Origin of the sequence: Pseudomonas viridiflava, from assembly GCF_001642795.1 — a bacterium.
GTDB classification, from domain to species: domain Bacteria; phylum Pseudomonadota; class Gammaproteobacteria; order Pseudomonadales; family Pseudomonadaceae; genus Aquipseudomonas; species Aquipseudomonas viridiflava.
In genome coordinates this window covers 1-15,940 of record NZ_LKEH01000045.1, presented here as the reverse complement: position 1 = coordinate 15,940, position 15,940 = coordinate 1, and the positions used below count along the sequence as shown (strand labels likewise).

Sequence of the window (15,940 nt, the reverse complement as noted above, 5' to 3'; positions counted from 1 at the left end):
AACATGCTGACAGCAATGCGGATTTGTGTAACAGGAACTTTCCACCTGCGCTGCGTTACTATTTCCAGCCATTGTTCAGTCAGAGCCCGACCCCAGGATGTTCCCCTCGCCCGTGTCACCGCATGATTCGTTACCCGCCNTTCTTTCCCCGCCGTTCTTGCCGGTCCGCTGCTGCGCCGACAGGAAGCCAATCGCCTCGTGTTGTGGCTGGTGGGCTCGCGGCCGTTGCCGCTGACGTTGCGTCTGCGGACTGATGAACAGGCGGACGCGACATTCACGGACTATCCGCTCGATGAGCAGCAATGCCAGATCATCGCGATGGGCCAACGGGCGTTCATCCATCTGATCGACGTGCGCCTGGACGGCGATTTGCCGAAGGACCGACTGATTGATTACGACCTTTATATAGAAGACGAACAAACCGTAATTGCCGACTGGGCGCCCCATTTGCTCTACAGCGGCGCCAGCCATCCCAACTTCGTGGTGCGCAGCAAGATCGACCACATCCTCCACGGCTCATGCCGCAAGCCGCATCATGGTTCTGCCGATGGACTGTTATGTGTCGATCAGTTGCTGGCGGACACACTTGATCCACTGCAGCGTCCCGCCTTGCTGATGATGAGCGGTGATCAGGTCTACGCCGACGACGTTGCAGGCCCCATGCTGCGTGGGGTCCATTCGCTGATCGACCGTCTGGGCCTGTTCGACGAGAGGCTGGAAGGCGCCGTGGTCGACGACAGCCAGAGTCTGTACGACCACCCGGCCAGCTATTACCAGCGCGCCGACCTGTTGCCCGCCCTGAAAAGTAACGACACCTTGCGTGATCGCTTCTTCGGCGGCACCAGCAAGCCCGTCTTCACCAGCGCCACTGCAGACAACCATCTGGTGACCTTGGCGGAAGTCATGGCGATGTACTTGCTCGCCTGGTCGCCGGTGCCCTGGTCCCTCGTCACACCGGACATGCCGCAGCTCGACGCGCAAGAGTCCGAGCGCTATGCCCGGGAACAAGTGGTGATCGATGATTTCAGAGCCGGCCTGGGCAACGTCGCCAGAGCCATGGCGCACCTGCCCTGCATGATGATGTTCGATGACCACGACATCACGGACGACTGGAACCTGTCGGCGAACTGGGAAGAAACCGCCTACGGTCATCCGTTTTCGAAACGCATCATTGGCAACGCTTTGATTGCTTACCTGCTGTGCCAGGGCTGGGGTAACAACCCTGATGCGCTGAACGAGCTTGTCGGGCAGGCACGAGCCTTGAGCGATGAAACCGTCAGCCGTGACAACCAGCTGGAGAGCAAGACCCAGGACGCGCTGATCGATCAACTGTTGAAATTCCAGCAATGGCATTACGTGCTGCCCACGACGCCAGCGCTGGTGGTGCTGGATACCCGCACGCGTCGCTGGCGCAGTCAGTCGAACTTCAACCACCCTTCCGGCCTGATGGACTGGGAAGCGCTTTGCGAATTGCAGCAGGAGCTGATCGATCACAAATCAGCCATCATCGTTTCACCGGCCCCGATTTTCGGGGTCAAGCTGATTGAGGCAATCCAGCGGGTTTTCAGCTGGTGCGGCTACCCGCTGCTGGTGGATGCGGAAAACTGGATGGCCCATCGTGGCGCGGCCCAAGTGATCCTGAACATCTTTCGTCACTCACGAACGCCGGGCAATTACGTGATCCTGTCGGGGGATGTTCATTACTCGTTCGTCTACGAAATCCTGATCCGGCACCGCAGTGGCGGCCCGCGCATCTGGCAAGTCACCAGCAGCGGTATCAAAAATGAATTCCCCCGAGGCTTACTGGATACTTTTGATCGGTTGAATCGGTGGTTATACTCACCGCGTTCACCGCTGAACTGGTTCACCAAACGTCGCCTGATGAAAGTCATCCCGCGTACGCCAGAACAGAGCAAGGCGGGTGAACGGCTGTGGAATTCGGCGGGTGTGGGCCAGGTATTGTTCAACGACCAGGGCCAGCCAACGCTGATCAACCAGCTCAACGCCAACGGCGCACCGCCTACCTGCTTCGTCGAACCGGCAGAATACAGAGACGAGCGGTCAGGTACGGATCGCCGTTTTCTGGAAAACGACAGGGAAACGAGCGATAGTCACCGCTGAACCTTATCGCCGATTGCCGGGTCGATAGTTGCTACCGGTCAGGTTTACGGCAAACCCTGACAAGCATTATTTCCTGGAGAGCGCCCCCGTGATAACCAATCAACGCATAGCCAGACTCAACGCCTGGGGCGCGCATGGCTTCACCGCCACCGGCGTGGTCCTTGCGTTCCTGGCGACCATTGCCTTGTTCAACAATGAACCGAAAGCCTGTCTGCTCTGGCTCGGTGCCGCCCTGATCGTGGATGGGGTGGACGGTTCGCTGGCACGCAAGGTCAATACTACTTCGGTCCTGCCGCACTTCGATGGCTCGGTGCTGGACCTGGTTATTGACTACCTGACCTACGTATTCATTCCCGCGCTGTTCCTCTACCGCTACATCCCGGTCCCGGATTACACGCTGCTGTTGAGTGTGTCGGTGATTCTGGTTTCGTCGCTGTTCTGCTTCTGCAACGTCGACATGAAGAGCAAGGACAATTACTTTCAGGGCTTCCCCGCTGCCTGGAACGTTGTCGTGCTGTGCCTTTACATCCTCTCGCCAAGCCCCTGGATGACTTTCATCACCATCATTGCGCTGGCGCTGCTGACCCTGACCCGCATGAAGTTCCTGCACCCGTTCCGGGTACGTCGCTTCATGCCGATCAACATTGCGGTTACAGCGGTCTGGTTGCTGTCCAGCGCACTGCTGATCATCAACCATCCGCACAATGGCCCCGTGGTCATGGGACTGTGGCTGGCGATGTCGGCGTATTTTCTGGGGATTTGTATCTGGAGAACGTCGCTGGAATGGCTGGGCCGTCTCAAGGCCTGAGCTGATTCGCTCGCTGCCCGGACACGCCGGTCAGCGAGCGAGTGACCTGATCAGACTCTGCTTTCGGTTTGAGCCTCGGCTGCATTGGCCGACTTGCCGAAGTGATACGTGGTAAAGCTGCACAGTCCCAACCCGCCCAAGGCCAGCAGGCCGCCGACAATCCCGACGCTCGATACGCCCAACTGACTGCTCACGACACTGCCGAGCAGCGCCCCGCCGCCGATCCCAATATTGAAGATGCCCGAAAACAGCGCCATGGCCACGTCCGTTGCATCCGGCGCGAGCGACAGCACGCGGGCCTGCAGCAACAGGCCAAAGCTCATGATCGCCATGCCCCACACCACCGTCAGTGTTCCCAACGTCACAGCATCGCCGGACAGCGGCAGCAGCATCAGCAGACACACCGCAATGGTGCCAATCGCGGTGATCAGCAGGCCGTTTGGAAAGCGATCACTGAACAGGCTGAACACGATCGAGCCCATGACGCCAGCGCCACCGAAGACCAGCAACAGAATCGTCGTGACCTCACCACTGAGATGCGCCACGGTCTCGGTGAAGGGTTCGATGTAGCTGTAGGCCGTGAAGTGGGCGGTGACCACCAGCACGGTCAGCAAATACACCGCCATCAGTTTCGGGCGCTTGAACAGCATCGGCAGGCTTCTCAGCGAGCCGGAGTTCTGGCTTGGCAGCAACGGCAGCGAGCGGGTCAGCAGCACCACGACCAACGCTGCTACGCCTGCGATGCCCATGAACGTAGTGCGCCAGCCCAATGCCTCGCCCAGGACCCGTCCCAATGGAATACCCAATACCATGGCCAGCGACGTGCCAGTCGCCAGCAAGCCGAGGGCCTGCACCTGCTTGCCGGGCGGCGCGATACGTACCGCCAGAGACGCAGTGACCGACCAGAACACCGCATGCGCAAACGCAATGCCGACCCGGCTGATCAACAGCACCGTAAAGCTGGTGGCCATGGCCGAGACGATGTGGCTGCCCACGAACACCGCAAACACAAAAATCAGCAGCTTGCGCCGCTCGATATTGCGCGTCATCAGCATCATCGGCAGCGACATCAGCGACACGACCCAGGCGTAAATGGTCAGCATCAGGCCGACCTGCGCCGTGGTCATGTCGAAGCTCTTGCCAATGTTGCTCAGCAAGCCGATCGGCACGAACTCTGTGGTATTGAAAATGAAGGCCGCCAGGGCCAGAGCGAGTACGCCAAGCCAGCTACCGGCATGTGCATTCGGTGGTGTAGTCATCAAAAATATACAACGCTCGAAGTGGGTTGCGACCCGGGGGTCTGTCGCCACACATAGGCTTTATGTATGACACCTGTAAAAACCGAAGACTGCCGCCTGCCGGACCAACGCGACCGGCTGAAAAAACACAAGGGGTGTGGGAGGCGACTTGCCAGCGATGCGATGGATCAGACAATCCTTCAGTGACTGAAATGACGCCATCGCCGGCAAGCCGCCTCCCACAATCTGAGTTCACCGCAATACAGCGCTGCCTCAGAGACATCCCCAATGAAAAAACAACGCGAAAACGCCCCGCTCAATGATCAGGACCGAGCGCAGTGTGCGAAGTGGATTATTGTCGATATGGGGGGATGCAGCCGAATACGTAGAATTCTACGGACCGGGACGCCTGATCACAACACATCCATGAAACACATCCCGGACAAGTGACCGCCGGTCGGTAAGCACAAGCGCTTATCTGGACGAGGCGTCACCGAGAAAGCGTTTTTCGTGATCCGGCGATGGCAGCAGGCACTGATCATAACGACCAAACAATCGATAGCGATTAAGCGCGATTCGGTTGTAGGCCCAGTCCCGCAGGAAACGTGGGAACACCCGCAGGACACTCAATAGCGGCCATGGTGCTGGCAGCAGACGCATGATGTGCAGAAAGCCATCCGAACGCACATACACGTGGCCATTCTGGATCACGGCGATGGTGTGAAACTCGTCCAGCGGCAGCCCTGCCCACTTCAGCAATGCCTGACCTTCATCGGACTGCACCGCAGCCAGGCGCAAACGCCGTTCAGGGTCATGACGAATCAGAAACTTCACCACGCCGTTGCACAACTTGCAGACGCCGTCGAACAGCACGACGCATTCATCGGGCTTGAGGTAGGGAGCGGGAGTTTTCGGCATGATCAGACCCTGCTGTAGAAAAGAAAACGCCCCGCCGGTCACGAGACCGGCGAGGCGTTCAGGCTAAAACGCGAAGCGCGAGGAATCAAACCTTCCTGACGAACTCGGATTTCAGCTTCATCGCGCCGATGCCATCGATCTTGCAGTCGATGTCATGGTCGCCATCCACCAGACGGATGTTCTTGACCTTGGTGCCGACCTTGACCACCAGCGAGGAACCTTTGACTTTCAGGTCCTTGATCACAGTGATGGTATCGCCGTCCTGCAACACGTTTCCGGTGGAATCCTTGATGATTTTGACGTCGTCGGACGCTTCGCTGCCGCCGCCGTCAGCGGACCATTCGTGGGCGCATTCCGGGCAGATCAGCAAGGAGCCGTCTTCGTAGGTGTATTCGGAATTGCATTTCGGGCAGGACGGTAAGCTCACAGGGGATCTCGCATCGGGGTAAAAACCATGGATTATAAAGGGCTTTTCGGTTTTCAGGTGGATCACACGAAATCGCACGTCCATGTCCTTTTGTCACTGCCTTGCAGGGACGTGATTTTCTACAATGCTCAAATAGCAGTCGCATCAGGAGAGTCCAATGCTCGAAAACCGTTTCGCCCCGTTCGAGGATCTCGCTCGGATGCTGATTCCGCATACCCACGCCGAGAAGATCGACGGTTCGCATGACGTCTCGCATTTGCTGAGAGTCTGGAGAAACGTCTGCGCCATTCGTGACGATGAAGGTGGTGACGCCCGCGTGCTGGTGGCTGCCACACTGCTGCATGACTGCGTGGCGGTCGAAAAGAACTCGCCCTTTCGCTCCCGAGCATCACGACTCGCAGCAGCCCGAGCCAGCGAGCTGCTGACCGAGATGGGCTGGGATGAAGAAAGCATCGCTTCGGTCGCCCACGCCATCGAAGCGCACAGCTTCTCGGCACAAATAACGCCCAGGACCCTGGAAGCCAGAATCCTGCAGGACGCCGACCGTCTCGACGCGCTGGGCATGGTCGGAGTGGCGCGCGTGTTTTATGTGTCAGGACGCATGGGACGTTATCTCTACGACCCTCTCGATCCGCACGCCACGCAGCGGCCCTATGACGACAAGAACTTTGCTGTCGATCACTTTCACACCAAGCTGCTGCACCTGGCCGATGGTTTTCAAACCCGTACGGGGGCTTCGCTGGCGAAGGTCAGGCACGAGCGATTGAAGCGCTGTCTGGATGAACTGATGGAAGAAGTCGGCGCGCCACACGACTGAAGCCTGCGCATATCGGCCGTAGATGACATCAATGCGACATTAACGCGAAACGCCGCAGACATGTCATAAAGACATCACACATGTGCCTTATAAACGGCTCTCCGAAAGGGTCCGTTCAAAGAGGTCATCTGCTGTGAAAAATCTCCTGCCTCGTTTCTTGCGTCAAAAGTCCGGGGTAACGGTGCTGCGCCGTTTCAGGATTGCGCCACGTCTGGTCATCTGCTTCGGCATCACGGCCCTGCTCATGGTTTCTCTTGGCGCCTTCTGCCTGTTGCAAATGCAGGACATTCGCCGTCAGGGCGAGGCCGTCGAAAGCGGCGCCTTGCCGAGCATCGCCATGGCCGACGCCATCGCCATCGGTCTGGTGAAACTGCGCAGCGAAACCACTCGGCTGATTGCCAACGCCGACGATCCGGGCGCGGTGATCAACAGCAAGATCAACGTTGAACAGCTCAAGAATGAAGTCGAGAAAGGCTTCGCGGATTATCTGGCACGTGTTCCGGCAGGCACCGAGCATGATTCGATAATGGCCCTGCAGGACGCCTACAAGGCGTTCATGCCAGGGCTGCAGGACCAGATGGTGCTGATCGAGCAGAACAAGCTGGACGAAGCACGCACGCTGGCCAATACCATGCTGGCGATGCAGGGCGACCTTATGGACATGCAGGTGCAGTTACTGCGCGAACTGAACAAGCAAAGTGCCGCTGCTGCCGTGGACGAAGCGAGCGCCCGTTACGAGCAGACGCGCATCATTGCGCTGAGTGCCATCGCCATCGCCCTTGCGCTCACCCTGCTGCTGGCCTGGCGTCTGAGCGTCAGCATCATCCGTCCGGTTCGCCACGCGCTGCACATCGCAAGCACCATCGCCGATGGCAACCTGACCCGTCACGAGATTCCAGACGGCAAGGATGAAACCGCACAACTGCTGACCACACTGGGCCGCATGCGTAACAACCTGCACAGCACCATCGACCAGATTTATGCCGCCGCCACTCAGCTGTCCCAATCGGTTCAGGAAATGGGCACCATTGCCGAAGCCAGCGCCCTCAACCTGCAATTGCAGAACAATGAAATCGAACAGGCGGCAGTGGCGGTCAACCAGATGAGTCAGGCTGCCGTCGAAGTGGCGGGCAATGCCAGCAACACGGTGAGTGAGTCCGAAGCCTCTACTCAGGCGGCAGCGCAAGGTCAGGTCAAACTGTCGGCGACCATCAGCTCGATCAAGGAGCTGACCGAGAACGTATTGGATTCATCCCATCAGGCCGAAGGGCTCGCCGAACGTACGCAGAGCATCAGCAGCATTCTGGATGTGATTCGCGCCATCGCCAACCAGACCAATCTGCTGGCACTCAACGCGGCCATCGAAGCCGCACGTGCCGGTGAAGCCGGACGCGGGTTTGCCGTGGTCGCCGATGAAGTTCGCTCATTGGCGCAGCGCACCAGTGCCTCGACGGCAGAAATCGAAGGCCTGATCAACGGAGTCCAGCAAAGCACTCAACAGACAGCCAGCTCGCTGCGTCATACGGCATCACAGGCCAGCCTGACCCTGGAGCAGGCCGCTGCGACGGGTGAAGCACTGAACGTGATCATCAGCTCGACGGGCACCATCAACGACCGCAATCTGCTGATTTCCAGTGCGGCAGAACAGCAGGCGCAGGTCGCCGGTGAAGTGGATCGCAACCTGAGCAGCATTCGCGACCTGTCATCGCAGACCGCGTCCGGCGCGCAGCAGACCACAGTCGCCAGCAACGCGTTGTCGATGCTGGCGACGGATCTGAATCTGATGGTGCAACGATTCGTGCTCTGAGCATCGGGCGCTGCGTGCCTTCGCGGCAACACAGCGTCCGATCGATCTTCAGGCCCGATCAGTCCTGCGGACGCAGGCGGTACTGAGGCGGCAACTGCTCGAAGCCGCTGATGGTGGTGTCCAGACTCTTCCAGCGACCATCCTTGATGCCATAGATGCAGCCGTGCACCGACAGGCTCTGGCCGCGATGCCAGGCGTTCTGCACGATGCTGGTGTGAGCGACGTTGGCAACCTGCTGAATCACGTTCAGCTCGCACATACGGTCGACGCGTTCTTCTTCGGTCGGCAACTGAGCGAGCACGTTGCGATTCTCGTAATACAGATCACGAATCGTGCGCAGCCAGCCGTCGATCAGGCCGAACTGACGGTCCTGCATGGAAGCGCGAACGCCGCCGCAACCATAGTGACCGGTCACCAGAATGTGTTTGACCTTCAAGACATCCACGGCGTACTGAATCACCGACAGGCAGTTCAGGTCCGTGTGCAGCACAACGTTGGCCACGTTGCGGTGTACGAACAGATCGCCGGGCAACATGCCGACAATCTCGTTGGCGGGAACGCGCGCATCCGAGCAACCGATCCAAAGAAATTCCGGGGTCTGCTGGCGAGCCAGCTTGGCGAAGAAGTCAGGGTCCTCCTGTTTGATCGCCTCGGCCCAACGTGCATTGTTATCAATCAGGTCTTGTAGCTCGTTCATGCTTTGATGCCTCGTTTATGATGCTCAGCCTTGGACTGGCCTTTGACACCGGAAGTCACGTCCTTGTGCCACTACCTGATATCACCCTTGATGACAAACCGCGCTGATAAACCGTACTGATAAAAAAAGGAATCTTCAAAGTTGCGACCGGTCCACCTAACAAGACCACCTGCAATGAGGATTCGTCATGAACGATTCACGCCGTCCATTCGATGCCACCCAACCGGAACCCATCGACGATAACGAAGACCGCATGGGCTCCATGGAAGAACTGAACTTCAGGGATGATGAGACCGCCCGTATCGGTGATCTTATGCCTGAAGACGAACTGCAACATGAAATACCGGATGAGCGCGTGCGCGAAGCCGGCATGACCGGTGCGTCCACCGATGACCACCAGCCAACCGACGATGATCTCTCGCCTGAAACGCTGATTCATGAAGATGGCGCCCGCTCGGCCAGTGAGCGCGGTGAGGACAATCCTGCCGATCTTGACCTGACTGTGGTCGATGAAGATGACATCGGCGGTGGCGACGGTCTGGATGAAGAAGAGATGGCCATCGTCGACCCGCTGGATGGCAAGGCCGGACGCTGAAGCCGGGTTATTCCAGAAGCGTGCAGGCCATGACCACGGCATCTTCACGACCGCCGACTGCGGGGTAGTAATCACGCCGCCGGCCTATCTCGTTGAAACCGTAGTTTTCATACAGACGATAGGCTGGTCGGTTGCTGTCACGCAGCTCAAGGAAGCACTCGCGCGCATTGAGCTGGTAAGCGCGCTTCATCAGGTGATCCAGCAACAGCAGCCCAAGGCCACGCCCCTGACTTTCCGGCTTCACGGTGATGTTGAGCAGATGGGCTTCGTCAATGATGACCTGGACCACGCCGTGCCCGACCTGCTGGGCGCCTTCGAACATCAGCCATATCTCGTATGACTTGAGCCCGTCCAGAAAGATGCCACGGGTCCAGGGATGGCTGAAGGCTGCATACTCGATCTTCAGCACCGCATCCAGATCGGCCTCGGTCATGGGCCGAAAGCTTATTGCATCACTCATCAGTTGGTTTCCAGCGCGTCATCAGCCGACGCATGGCTTTCCAGACATCAGCCTTGCGTTCAGGCTCGTCCATCAATAATTCCAGCCCCGGCAGCGCCCACACAGTGCCCAGGCCGTCTACCTGCAAATCCTGATAGTAGGATTCGGCGTCGGCTTCGCCTGCGAATTTCATGGCGGGCAAGCCCACCAGCCACAGGCAGGTGCACGGTTCATCTTCGAGTCTTGCACCGACGAAACCCTGCACGAAGTCACGCGCGGCCTCCGGCCCTTGATCCATCTGGCCACGAACCAGCAGCGGCCAGCGCACAGGCTCACCAATGATCTGCGGACTGTCCGGCAGACCGGCGGCGCGCAGCATGTCCTTGAGCAACAGATAGGAAGGGTCGCGACTCTGGAACGGCTGGCCGGTGGACAGCTCCACGAGCAGCATGCAACGCCCGGCGCGCAACAATTGCAGGGAGAAACGCGGCGGCGGCACGACCACAGCCTTGGGCGGTGCGGGTTCGGCGTCTTCAACGACCGCAGCGACGGTGCGCGTGCTGGCCAGCGAAGGTCGCGGCACTTCGATTTTCGGGCGTTCGTAGGCTCGCTCGGATGGCCGATCGATGGGCACCACATTGTCTGCAACCAAAGGGGCAGGTGAGGAAACCGCTGGCAACTCGTTCTGCACCTCGACCGGCGGCAACGGCGCGAGCAGTTCCGGACGGGAAGGTGCCGCAAACGGCAGTTCAGTGCGCGGCAGCCAGTTGACCACCTGCATGGCGGTCAAATAAGCGCGGCGACGGGACTCATTGAGCAAGGGTCAGCCACCTGTGGATAGTTAGGCGCGCAATTCTAGCGTTGTTCGTCTTTTCGTGCTGAAGCATATCGCGCCCGGGTGAAATCTTGAGTGAATGATGCAGTACAATCGCCGCCTTTCATTCGCCAACAGTCGGCCTATCCATGATCGAACCCAAGCGCGTCCTGCGCGCCCTTGCCGAGCATTGGGCGCTACTCGAGCCCTTATGTGAACACTTCGACCAGGGCACCCTGAGCCTGAGCGAGCTGCGCCTGCAGCTTGCCGCTCAGCAACAGGACAGCACCCCGCAAGACATCACCAATCTGCTGGACGTGTGGATTCGTCTGGACATTCTGGTGCCTGTCGCCAAAAGCCCGAACCGTTTCGAGCTCAATGCGCAGATCCATGACTTTCTGTCCTATCTGCGCCGTGAGCACCGCCTGGGGCTGTGCCTGGAGATCGAAGCCTATCTGCGTCACCTCGAACGTCTGGCCGGTTACATTCAGGACGCCTTCGAGATTCGCGACGCCAATGATCTGGCCAGACAGCTTCGATTGCTGGACATGCGCGTGCGTGACGTGCTGAAAAAGCTCGCCAATGACGAGCAGGCACTGGTAGCGGTCGCTGATCGGGCCAAGACCAGCGACCGGCAGATTCCGTTGCGTCAACGCTATGCGGAAGTGCTGGCGACCTGGGATGAATACGTCGAGCCGATGATTCAACTGGTGAATGCCGACGGGGCTTTCGAGCAAGGCGTGCGCAAGGTCGAGAATGTCCTGCTGCGTCTGCTGACCGAACAGCAACGGCTGGGCCATCTGGTCGACGACGACATGCTGCTGCGCACCCATGCGCGCATTCTGGAAATGCAGACCAGCGCCCAGCTCACCCTGCGCCATGCGCGTGAGCTGCTGCTGCCGTTGCGCGAAGAAGCACGTCGCCACAACGCCGTCACCCGTGGCGCAGCGTTGGCGCTGTCAGCCATTCGCCGCAAAGGGCTGGACGCCGTGCCACAGGCTGCAATGCCAATGTTCACCCGTCCGCAGAGCACCTTTCTGGGCAGCGCGAGCCAGGTTGAAGCCTACGTTTACGCCCTGGCGCGCTTCGAGCCCAAACCCGCGCGATTCCCCAAGGCCAGTGGCACCCGCAAGGGCGAACCTGCCCGCGCGCCGCGTACGGTCAAGGAAATGCTCGAGCGCTGCGAAGACGCTTTGCCGATGCCGGACCTGATGAACTGGTTGCTGGAACAGGAGCCGAACGGCGAAACAGAAGAATTGCTGTATTGGTTTTCACGCCTGTCGCGCGACAAGCGCTTTGAGCGCGAACGCCTGGAGCGCCGCGAATATTACACACGGGAGCACCGCGTCAGCCTGCGCTCCTTTGCCCTGCTTGCCCCCGCGGACACGCAGCCAGAGAACTCCGAGAGCACTGTTCATGCATCTTGATCTATCCGAAATGTCCCAGCTCGCCCCGATCTTTCGCGAGCTGTTCAAGGGCTACCACGTCAGCCGCCGTGATCCGGAGCTGTACGCCCAACTATCCAATTTCCAGGATCAGTACCGTGCGCTGTTCAAGGCGCTAGGGTTCGAACTGGTGTGCGATACCCGTGGTTTCTACTACTTCGTGCCGGACCTTGCCGCAGCGCAGGTGAACAAGACCGCGCAGCGTCTGGCGCTGTTCACTTTCATCCTCGTCGAGCATCTGGCCGATCAGGGCCGCGACCCGATGGCCGTGCTGGACGGCGGCAGTCTGGGCCGCGACGAATTGCCGTCAATGCTGGAAAAGTATCGCGATCTGTTTTTGCAGGCCGAGGTGCAGACCCAGGAAGAACTGGAAGAGAAAATCATGCGCCGCATGACTCAGCTCGGCTTCGCCAGTGAAGAGGTCGGCATCTATCGATTCCTGCCGCCCATGCACCGCTTTCTCGACGTATGCCTCTCCGTGCAGCAGGACCGTGACCTGGCAGCCAGCCTGCACAGCGCCCTGCCCTTGCCGACTCCGGTGCTCATCGATGACGACAGTGATGAAAAGCTGCTGGAAACCGATGATCCACTGGACCTCGCCGAATTCAGCGAAGAAACCGAAGAAGAGGCGTTGGCCCGTGCCATTGCCGATGAACAGGAGTTGGACGCATGAGCCAGGAACGCTTTGGCATTCGCCGTTTTGCCCTGTTGAATACCGCAGGTTACAGCCTGGGTCTGTTCCCGCTGGAGAATCCTCTGTCGGTGTACGGCGCGAACAACCTTGGCAAGAGTGCGTCGATCAACGCGCTGCAGTTCCCGATTCTGGCGCGCATGTCGGACATGAGCTTCGGCAAGTACAGCCTGGAACAATCCAGACGCTTTTACTTCGCTTCGGACACCAGTTACATTCTGGTGGAAGTCTCCCTGCCGCATGGCCCGCACGTCATCGGTGTGGTCGGTCGCGGCCCGGGCGGCGGCTTCGGGCACCAGTTCTTCGCCTATGCCGGCGAGCTGGATCTGGGCCATTACCAGAAGAACGACACCTGCCTGCGTCAGAAAGAGCTTTTCAGCAATCTGGAAAGCAAGGGCCTGAAGGCCTATGAGCTCAAGCCGGACGAACTGCGCCGCCTGCTGGTGGGCGGCCACACATCGATCCCGCTGGACCTGACTCTGATTCCGCTGCGCTCGACCAGTGAGCAGAGCCTGAAGACCTTCCGGGCACTGTTCATCAACCTGCTGCACATGCGCGAGATCACTGCCGCCAAGCTCAAGCAACTGTTCCTCGATGCCTTCGAGCACAGCCTGCGCTCCGGCAGCGTCGACTACATTGCGGCGTGTGAAGAGGCCTTCCGTGACGTGCGTCGCATGGAACAGGATTACAACTCGCTGGTGCTGGCCGGTCCGCTGGTCGAAGCACTGGCCGCGGGCGTCAAGCAGCGCGACCTGTTGCGCGGCAAGCTGCATCGTCTTTCGCCGATCCTCGATTCCCTGCTGGGCACCTGGTCGGACTACTCGGGTGCACGCAAGGAAGAGCTGGTCATCCAGGCCGAGCACTACCGTGCCCAGCAGGATGAAATGCAGAACGAACAACGCTCCAGCACTCAGGAACTTATGCGCCTGGAACGTGAGATCAGCGGCATCCAGCGCTGGGTCGGCGAGCTGTCGGTCCTGAAGAACCGCTTTGCTCTGGTCGACGATGTGAAGTTGCTGGAACAGCAATTGCTGGCGGCCAAGGACGCGCATGACGAACTGGCTGGTGCACTGGCCCAGTCCCGGCAGTTCAGCGCCGAGGATCTGGACGAGCGACTACGCGATCTGGAAAAACGCCTCAAGTCACTCAAGCAGCAACTCGATCACGCAGACAACAACAGCTATGCCCGCTTGCGCGAAGAGTTCTCGCAACCCGATGTCGAGCGTCTGATGCGCCTGTTCAACAGCTCGCTGTTCAGTCTGCCGCTTGGCGAACAGGGTATTGCGCTGGACGATGGCGACGCGTGGGTCAAATCGCTGGAAACGATTCTGGATGGCTTCAAGGGTGATCAGTTCACCGTACCGGGTTTGACGATCAACCTGTCGAGCATTGAGCCTCCTGCGCTTCAGGCGCTGGCCGATCGCGCCGCGTTGCGCGATCAGAAAGAGCGTCTGGAAAAAGAACTGAAGCAGCTGAAAACCCAACAGGCTGTGGCAGCAGATCGTTCGGCGAGCAAGACGCAGACCGAGGCGCTGTATCAGCAGGTGCTGGACGCACAGAAAGCGCTTGAAGACTTCCGTCGCTGCCAGACGCTGAGCGCAGAAGAGCCTTCCAAGCTTGAAGACCTGGCGCAGATGGAAGCGGCGCAGGACGAACTGAAACGCTCAAGCGATGCGTTTACCGAGCGGGTCCAGCAACTGTCGGCCAAGCTGCAACTGGTTGCACGGCAGATTGGCGATCTGGAATCCAAGCAACGTACGCTGGACGACGCACTGCGCCGTCGCCAGTTGCTGCCGACTGACTTGCCGTTCGGCACGCCATTCATGGACCCGATCGACGATTCGATGGACAACCTGCTGCCGCTGCTCAATGACTATCAGGACAGCTGGCAGGGTCTGCTGCGCAGTGATGGTCAGATCGAGGCGCTGTATGCGCAGGTCCGCCTCAAGGGCGTTGCCAAGTTCGACAGCGAAGATGACATGGAGCGCCGTCTTCAGTTGCTGATCAATGCCTATGCGCACCGCACCGATGAAGCGCTGACGCTGGGCAAGGCGCGTCGTGCTGCCGTGACTGACATTGCCCGCACGCTGCGCAACATCCGTAGCGACTATGACAGCCTTGAGCACCAGCTTGCCCTGTTCAACCGCGAGATCAACAAGCGTCAGGTGTCCAACCTGGCCAGCTTCCGTATTGTGCTTGCCCCCAACAAGGAAGCGCTCAAGCATATCGATCAGATTATCCACAGCGCCGGTCAGTACGAAGAGGGCGAGACGCTGTCGGTCTTCGATCTGAGCCAGAGTGCTGAGCAGGACAACAAGAACGAAGAAGCGAAGGAATACCTGGCACGTCTGGTGGCGGCTAACCATAACCAGCTGGGCCTAAGGGATCTGTTCGAACTGGCTTTCGAAATCACCAAGGTCAATGGCCAGCCGGTTATCCATACCGACATCGACGGTGCCGCGTCCAACGGCACGACCATGACCATCAAGGCGCTGACCAACATGTACCTGTTGCTGCACTTGATGGATCGTGATCAGGCCGGCCGTGTGCGCCTGCCTTACTACCTGGACGAAGCTGCAGACATCGACGAGAAGAACCAGGCGGCATTGTTGGAGACGAGCCTGCAGCTAGGCTTTGTGCCGATCCTTGCGAGTGTGAAGCCTCAGGTATCTGCCCATGTCGCTATCGACCTGGAAGGCGGCAGCGGGCCTAACGGCATCTACATTGATGAGGCTGACTGGAAGTACATTCAACGTCGTGACGAAGTGAAGAAAGAGGCTCCCGAGCTGGCTTCGTAAGTCTGGGACAAGCTGTAACGGAAAGGCCGCATGTGAATGCGGCCTTTTTTATGGGCGGCGTTCGGGGGCATGACCTTGATGGTCTGCACGGCGCGTGGTGTGAGCGGCCGTATGGGGGTTGTGAGCTGCTGCTGACGCCTGCAATTGAATCGCTGGAAGCAGGCTGAGCGCTATAGATAACTGACGATGGTAATGCGTCTTTTGCAGACGCCACAAAGACAAAACCCCTCACCGCGTGAGCGATGAGGGGTTTCGGAATTTAATCTTGACGATGACCTACTCTCACATGGGGAAACCCCACACTACCATCGGCGATGCATCGTTT

The 15,940-nt window shown here is 59.1% G+C and carries 14 protein-coding genes and 1 pseudogene; 9 read left to right on the top strand and 6 right to left on the bottom strand.

The genetic code is table 11. The features are described from left to right. Positions 1–198 precede the first annotated feature (198 nt). Positions 199–2,121, top strand: coding sequence for a metallophosphoesterase family protein (locus AO065_RS22135; protein WP_238381515.1), 1,923 nt, complete (start codon positions 199–201; stop codon positions 2,119–2,121). Between the two features lie 88 nt (positions 2,122–2,209). Then, the gene (gene pcsA / locus AO065_RS22130) at positions 2,210–2,929 is read left to right on the top strand and encodes a phosphatidylcholine synthase (protein ID WP_004879872.1); all 720 of its coding nucleotides are present in this window, start codon (positions 2,210–2,212) and stop codon (positions 2,927–2,929) included. Positions 2,930–2,979: 50 nt separating this feature from the next. Here the strand turns inward: pcsA and AO065_RS22125 are convergent, their stop codons facing one another. The 3 genes from AO065_RS22125 to AO065_RS22115 form a co-directional block, all read right to left on the bottom strand. Beyond that, entirely contained in the window at positions 2,980–4,191 is a 1,212-nt protein-coding gene (locus AO065_RS22125; RefSeq protein WP_025993144.1) for a sugar transporter, read from the bottom strand. A gap of 450 nt (positions 4,192–4,641) precedes the next feature. Next, positions 4,642–5,085, bottom strand: a complete 444-nt coding sequence (locus AO065_RS22120) for a thiol-disulfide oxidoreductase DCC family protein (protein WP_004879876.1) — start codon at positions 5,083–5,085, stop codon at positions 4,642–4,644. A gap of 85 nt (positions 5,086–5,170) precedes the next feature. Then, complete coding sequence (locus tag AO065_RS22115; protein WP_004879877.1) at positions 5,171–5,512, bottom strand: zinc ribbon domain-containing protein YjdM; 342 nt, start codon at positions 5,510–5,512, stop codon at positions 5,171–5,173. A 157-nt stretch (positions 5,513–5,669) separates the two neighbouring features. Between AO065_RS22115 and AO065_RS22110 the strand changes: the two genes are divergently transcribed. From AO065_RS22110 to AO065_RS27945, 3 genes and pseudogenes are all read left to right on the top strand, one after another. Beyond that, positions 5,670–6,329 (top strand): HD domain-containing protein, encoded by a 660-nt coding sequence (locus tag AO065_RS22110; RefSeq protein ID WP_004879879.1) that lies wholly within the window; start codon positions 5,670–5,672, stop codon positions 6,327–6,329. An 82-nt stretch (positions 6,330–6,411) separates the two neighbouring features. Continuing rightward, positions 6,412–7,278 (top strand): annotated as a pseudogene (locus AO065_RS27950) (MCP four helix bundle domain-containing protein); the annotation flags it as partial. Next, a complete protein-coding gene (locus AO065_RS27945) occupies positions 7,273–8,136 on the top strand; it encodes a methyl-accepting chemotaxis protein (RefSeq protein ID WP_412778736.1) in 864 nt (287 codons plus the stop codon). The pseudogene AO065_RS27950 and the gene AO065_RS27945, both read left to right, overlap by 6 nt. A gap of 58 nt (positions 8,137–8,194) precedes the next feature. On the opposite strand, the gene can is transcribed toward AO065_RS27945, so the two are convergent. Then, a complete protein-coding gene (can, locus tag AO065_RS22100) occupies positions 8,195–8,833 on the bottom strand; it encodes a carbonate dehydratase (RefSeq protein WP_004879883.1) in 639 nt (212 codons plus the stop codon). A 187-nt stretch (positions 8,834–9,020) separates the two neighbouring features. Between can and AO065_RS22095 the strand changes: the two genes are divergently transcribed. Next, on the top strand, positions 9,021–9,428 hold the full coding sequence (locus AO065_RS22095) for a hypothetical protein (RefSeq protein WP_004879885.1): 408 nt from the start codon (positions 9,021–9,023) through the stop codon (positions 9,426–9,428). 7 nt (positions 9,429–9,435) lie between these two features. On the opposite strand, the gene rimI is transcribed toward AO065_RS22095, so the two are convergent. Then, a complete protein-coding gene (gene rimI / locus AO065_RS22090) occupies positions 9,436–9,888 on the bottom strand; it encodes a ribosomal protein S18-alanine N-acetyltransferase (RefSeq protein WP_004879887.1) in 453 nt (150 codons plus the stop codon). Further along, complete coding sequence (locus AO065_RS22085; protein ID WP_004879889.1) at positions 9,881–10,687, bottom strand: hypothetical protein; 807 nt, start codon at positions 10,685–10,687, stop codon at positions 9,881–9,883. Before AO065_RS22085 ends, rimI begins: the two co-directional genes overlap by 8 nt. A gap of 143 nt (positions 10,688–10,830) precedes the next feature. Between AO065_RS22085 and mksB the strand changes: the two genes are divergently transcribed. Genes mksB through mksF form a run of 3 tightly spaced genes read left to right on the top strand, consistent with a single transcriptional unit; the run spans position 10,831 to position 15,615 of the window. Next, on the top strand, positions 10,831–12,108 hold the full coding sequence (mksB, locus tag AO065_RS22080; RefSeq protein ID WP_004879892.1) for an Mks condensin complex protein MksB: 1,278 nt from the start codon (positions 10,831–10,833) through the stop codon (positions 12,106–12,108). Beyond that, positions 12,098–12,799 (top strand): Mks condensin complex protein MksE, encoded by a 702-nt coding sequence (mksE, locus tag AO065_RS22075; protein WP_004879893.1) that lies wholly within the window; start codon positions 12,098–12,100, stop codon positions 12,797–12,799. The genes mksB and mksE overlap by 11 nt, the downstream gene beginning before the upstream one ends. Next, on the top strand, positions 12,796–15,615 hold the full coding sequence (gene mksF / locus AO065_RS22070; RefSeq protein WP_004879895.1) for an Mks condensin complex protein MksF: 2,820 nt from the start codon (positions 12,796–12,798) through the stop codon (positions 15,613–15,615). The genes mksE and mksF overlap by 4 nt, the downstream gene beginning before the upstream one ends. Positions 15,616–15,940: the final 325 nt, after the last annotated feature.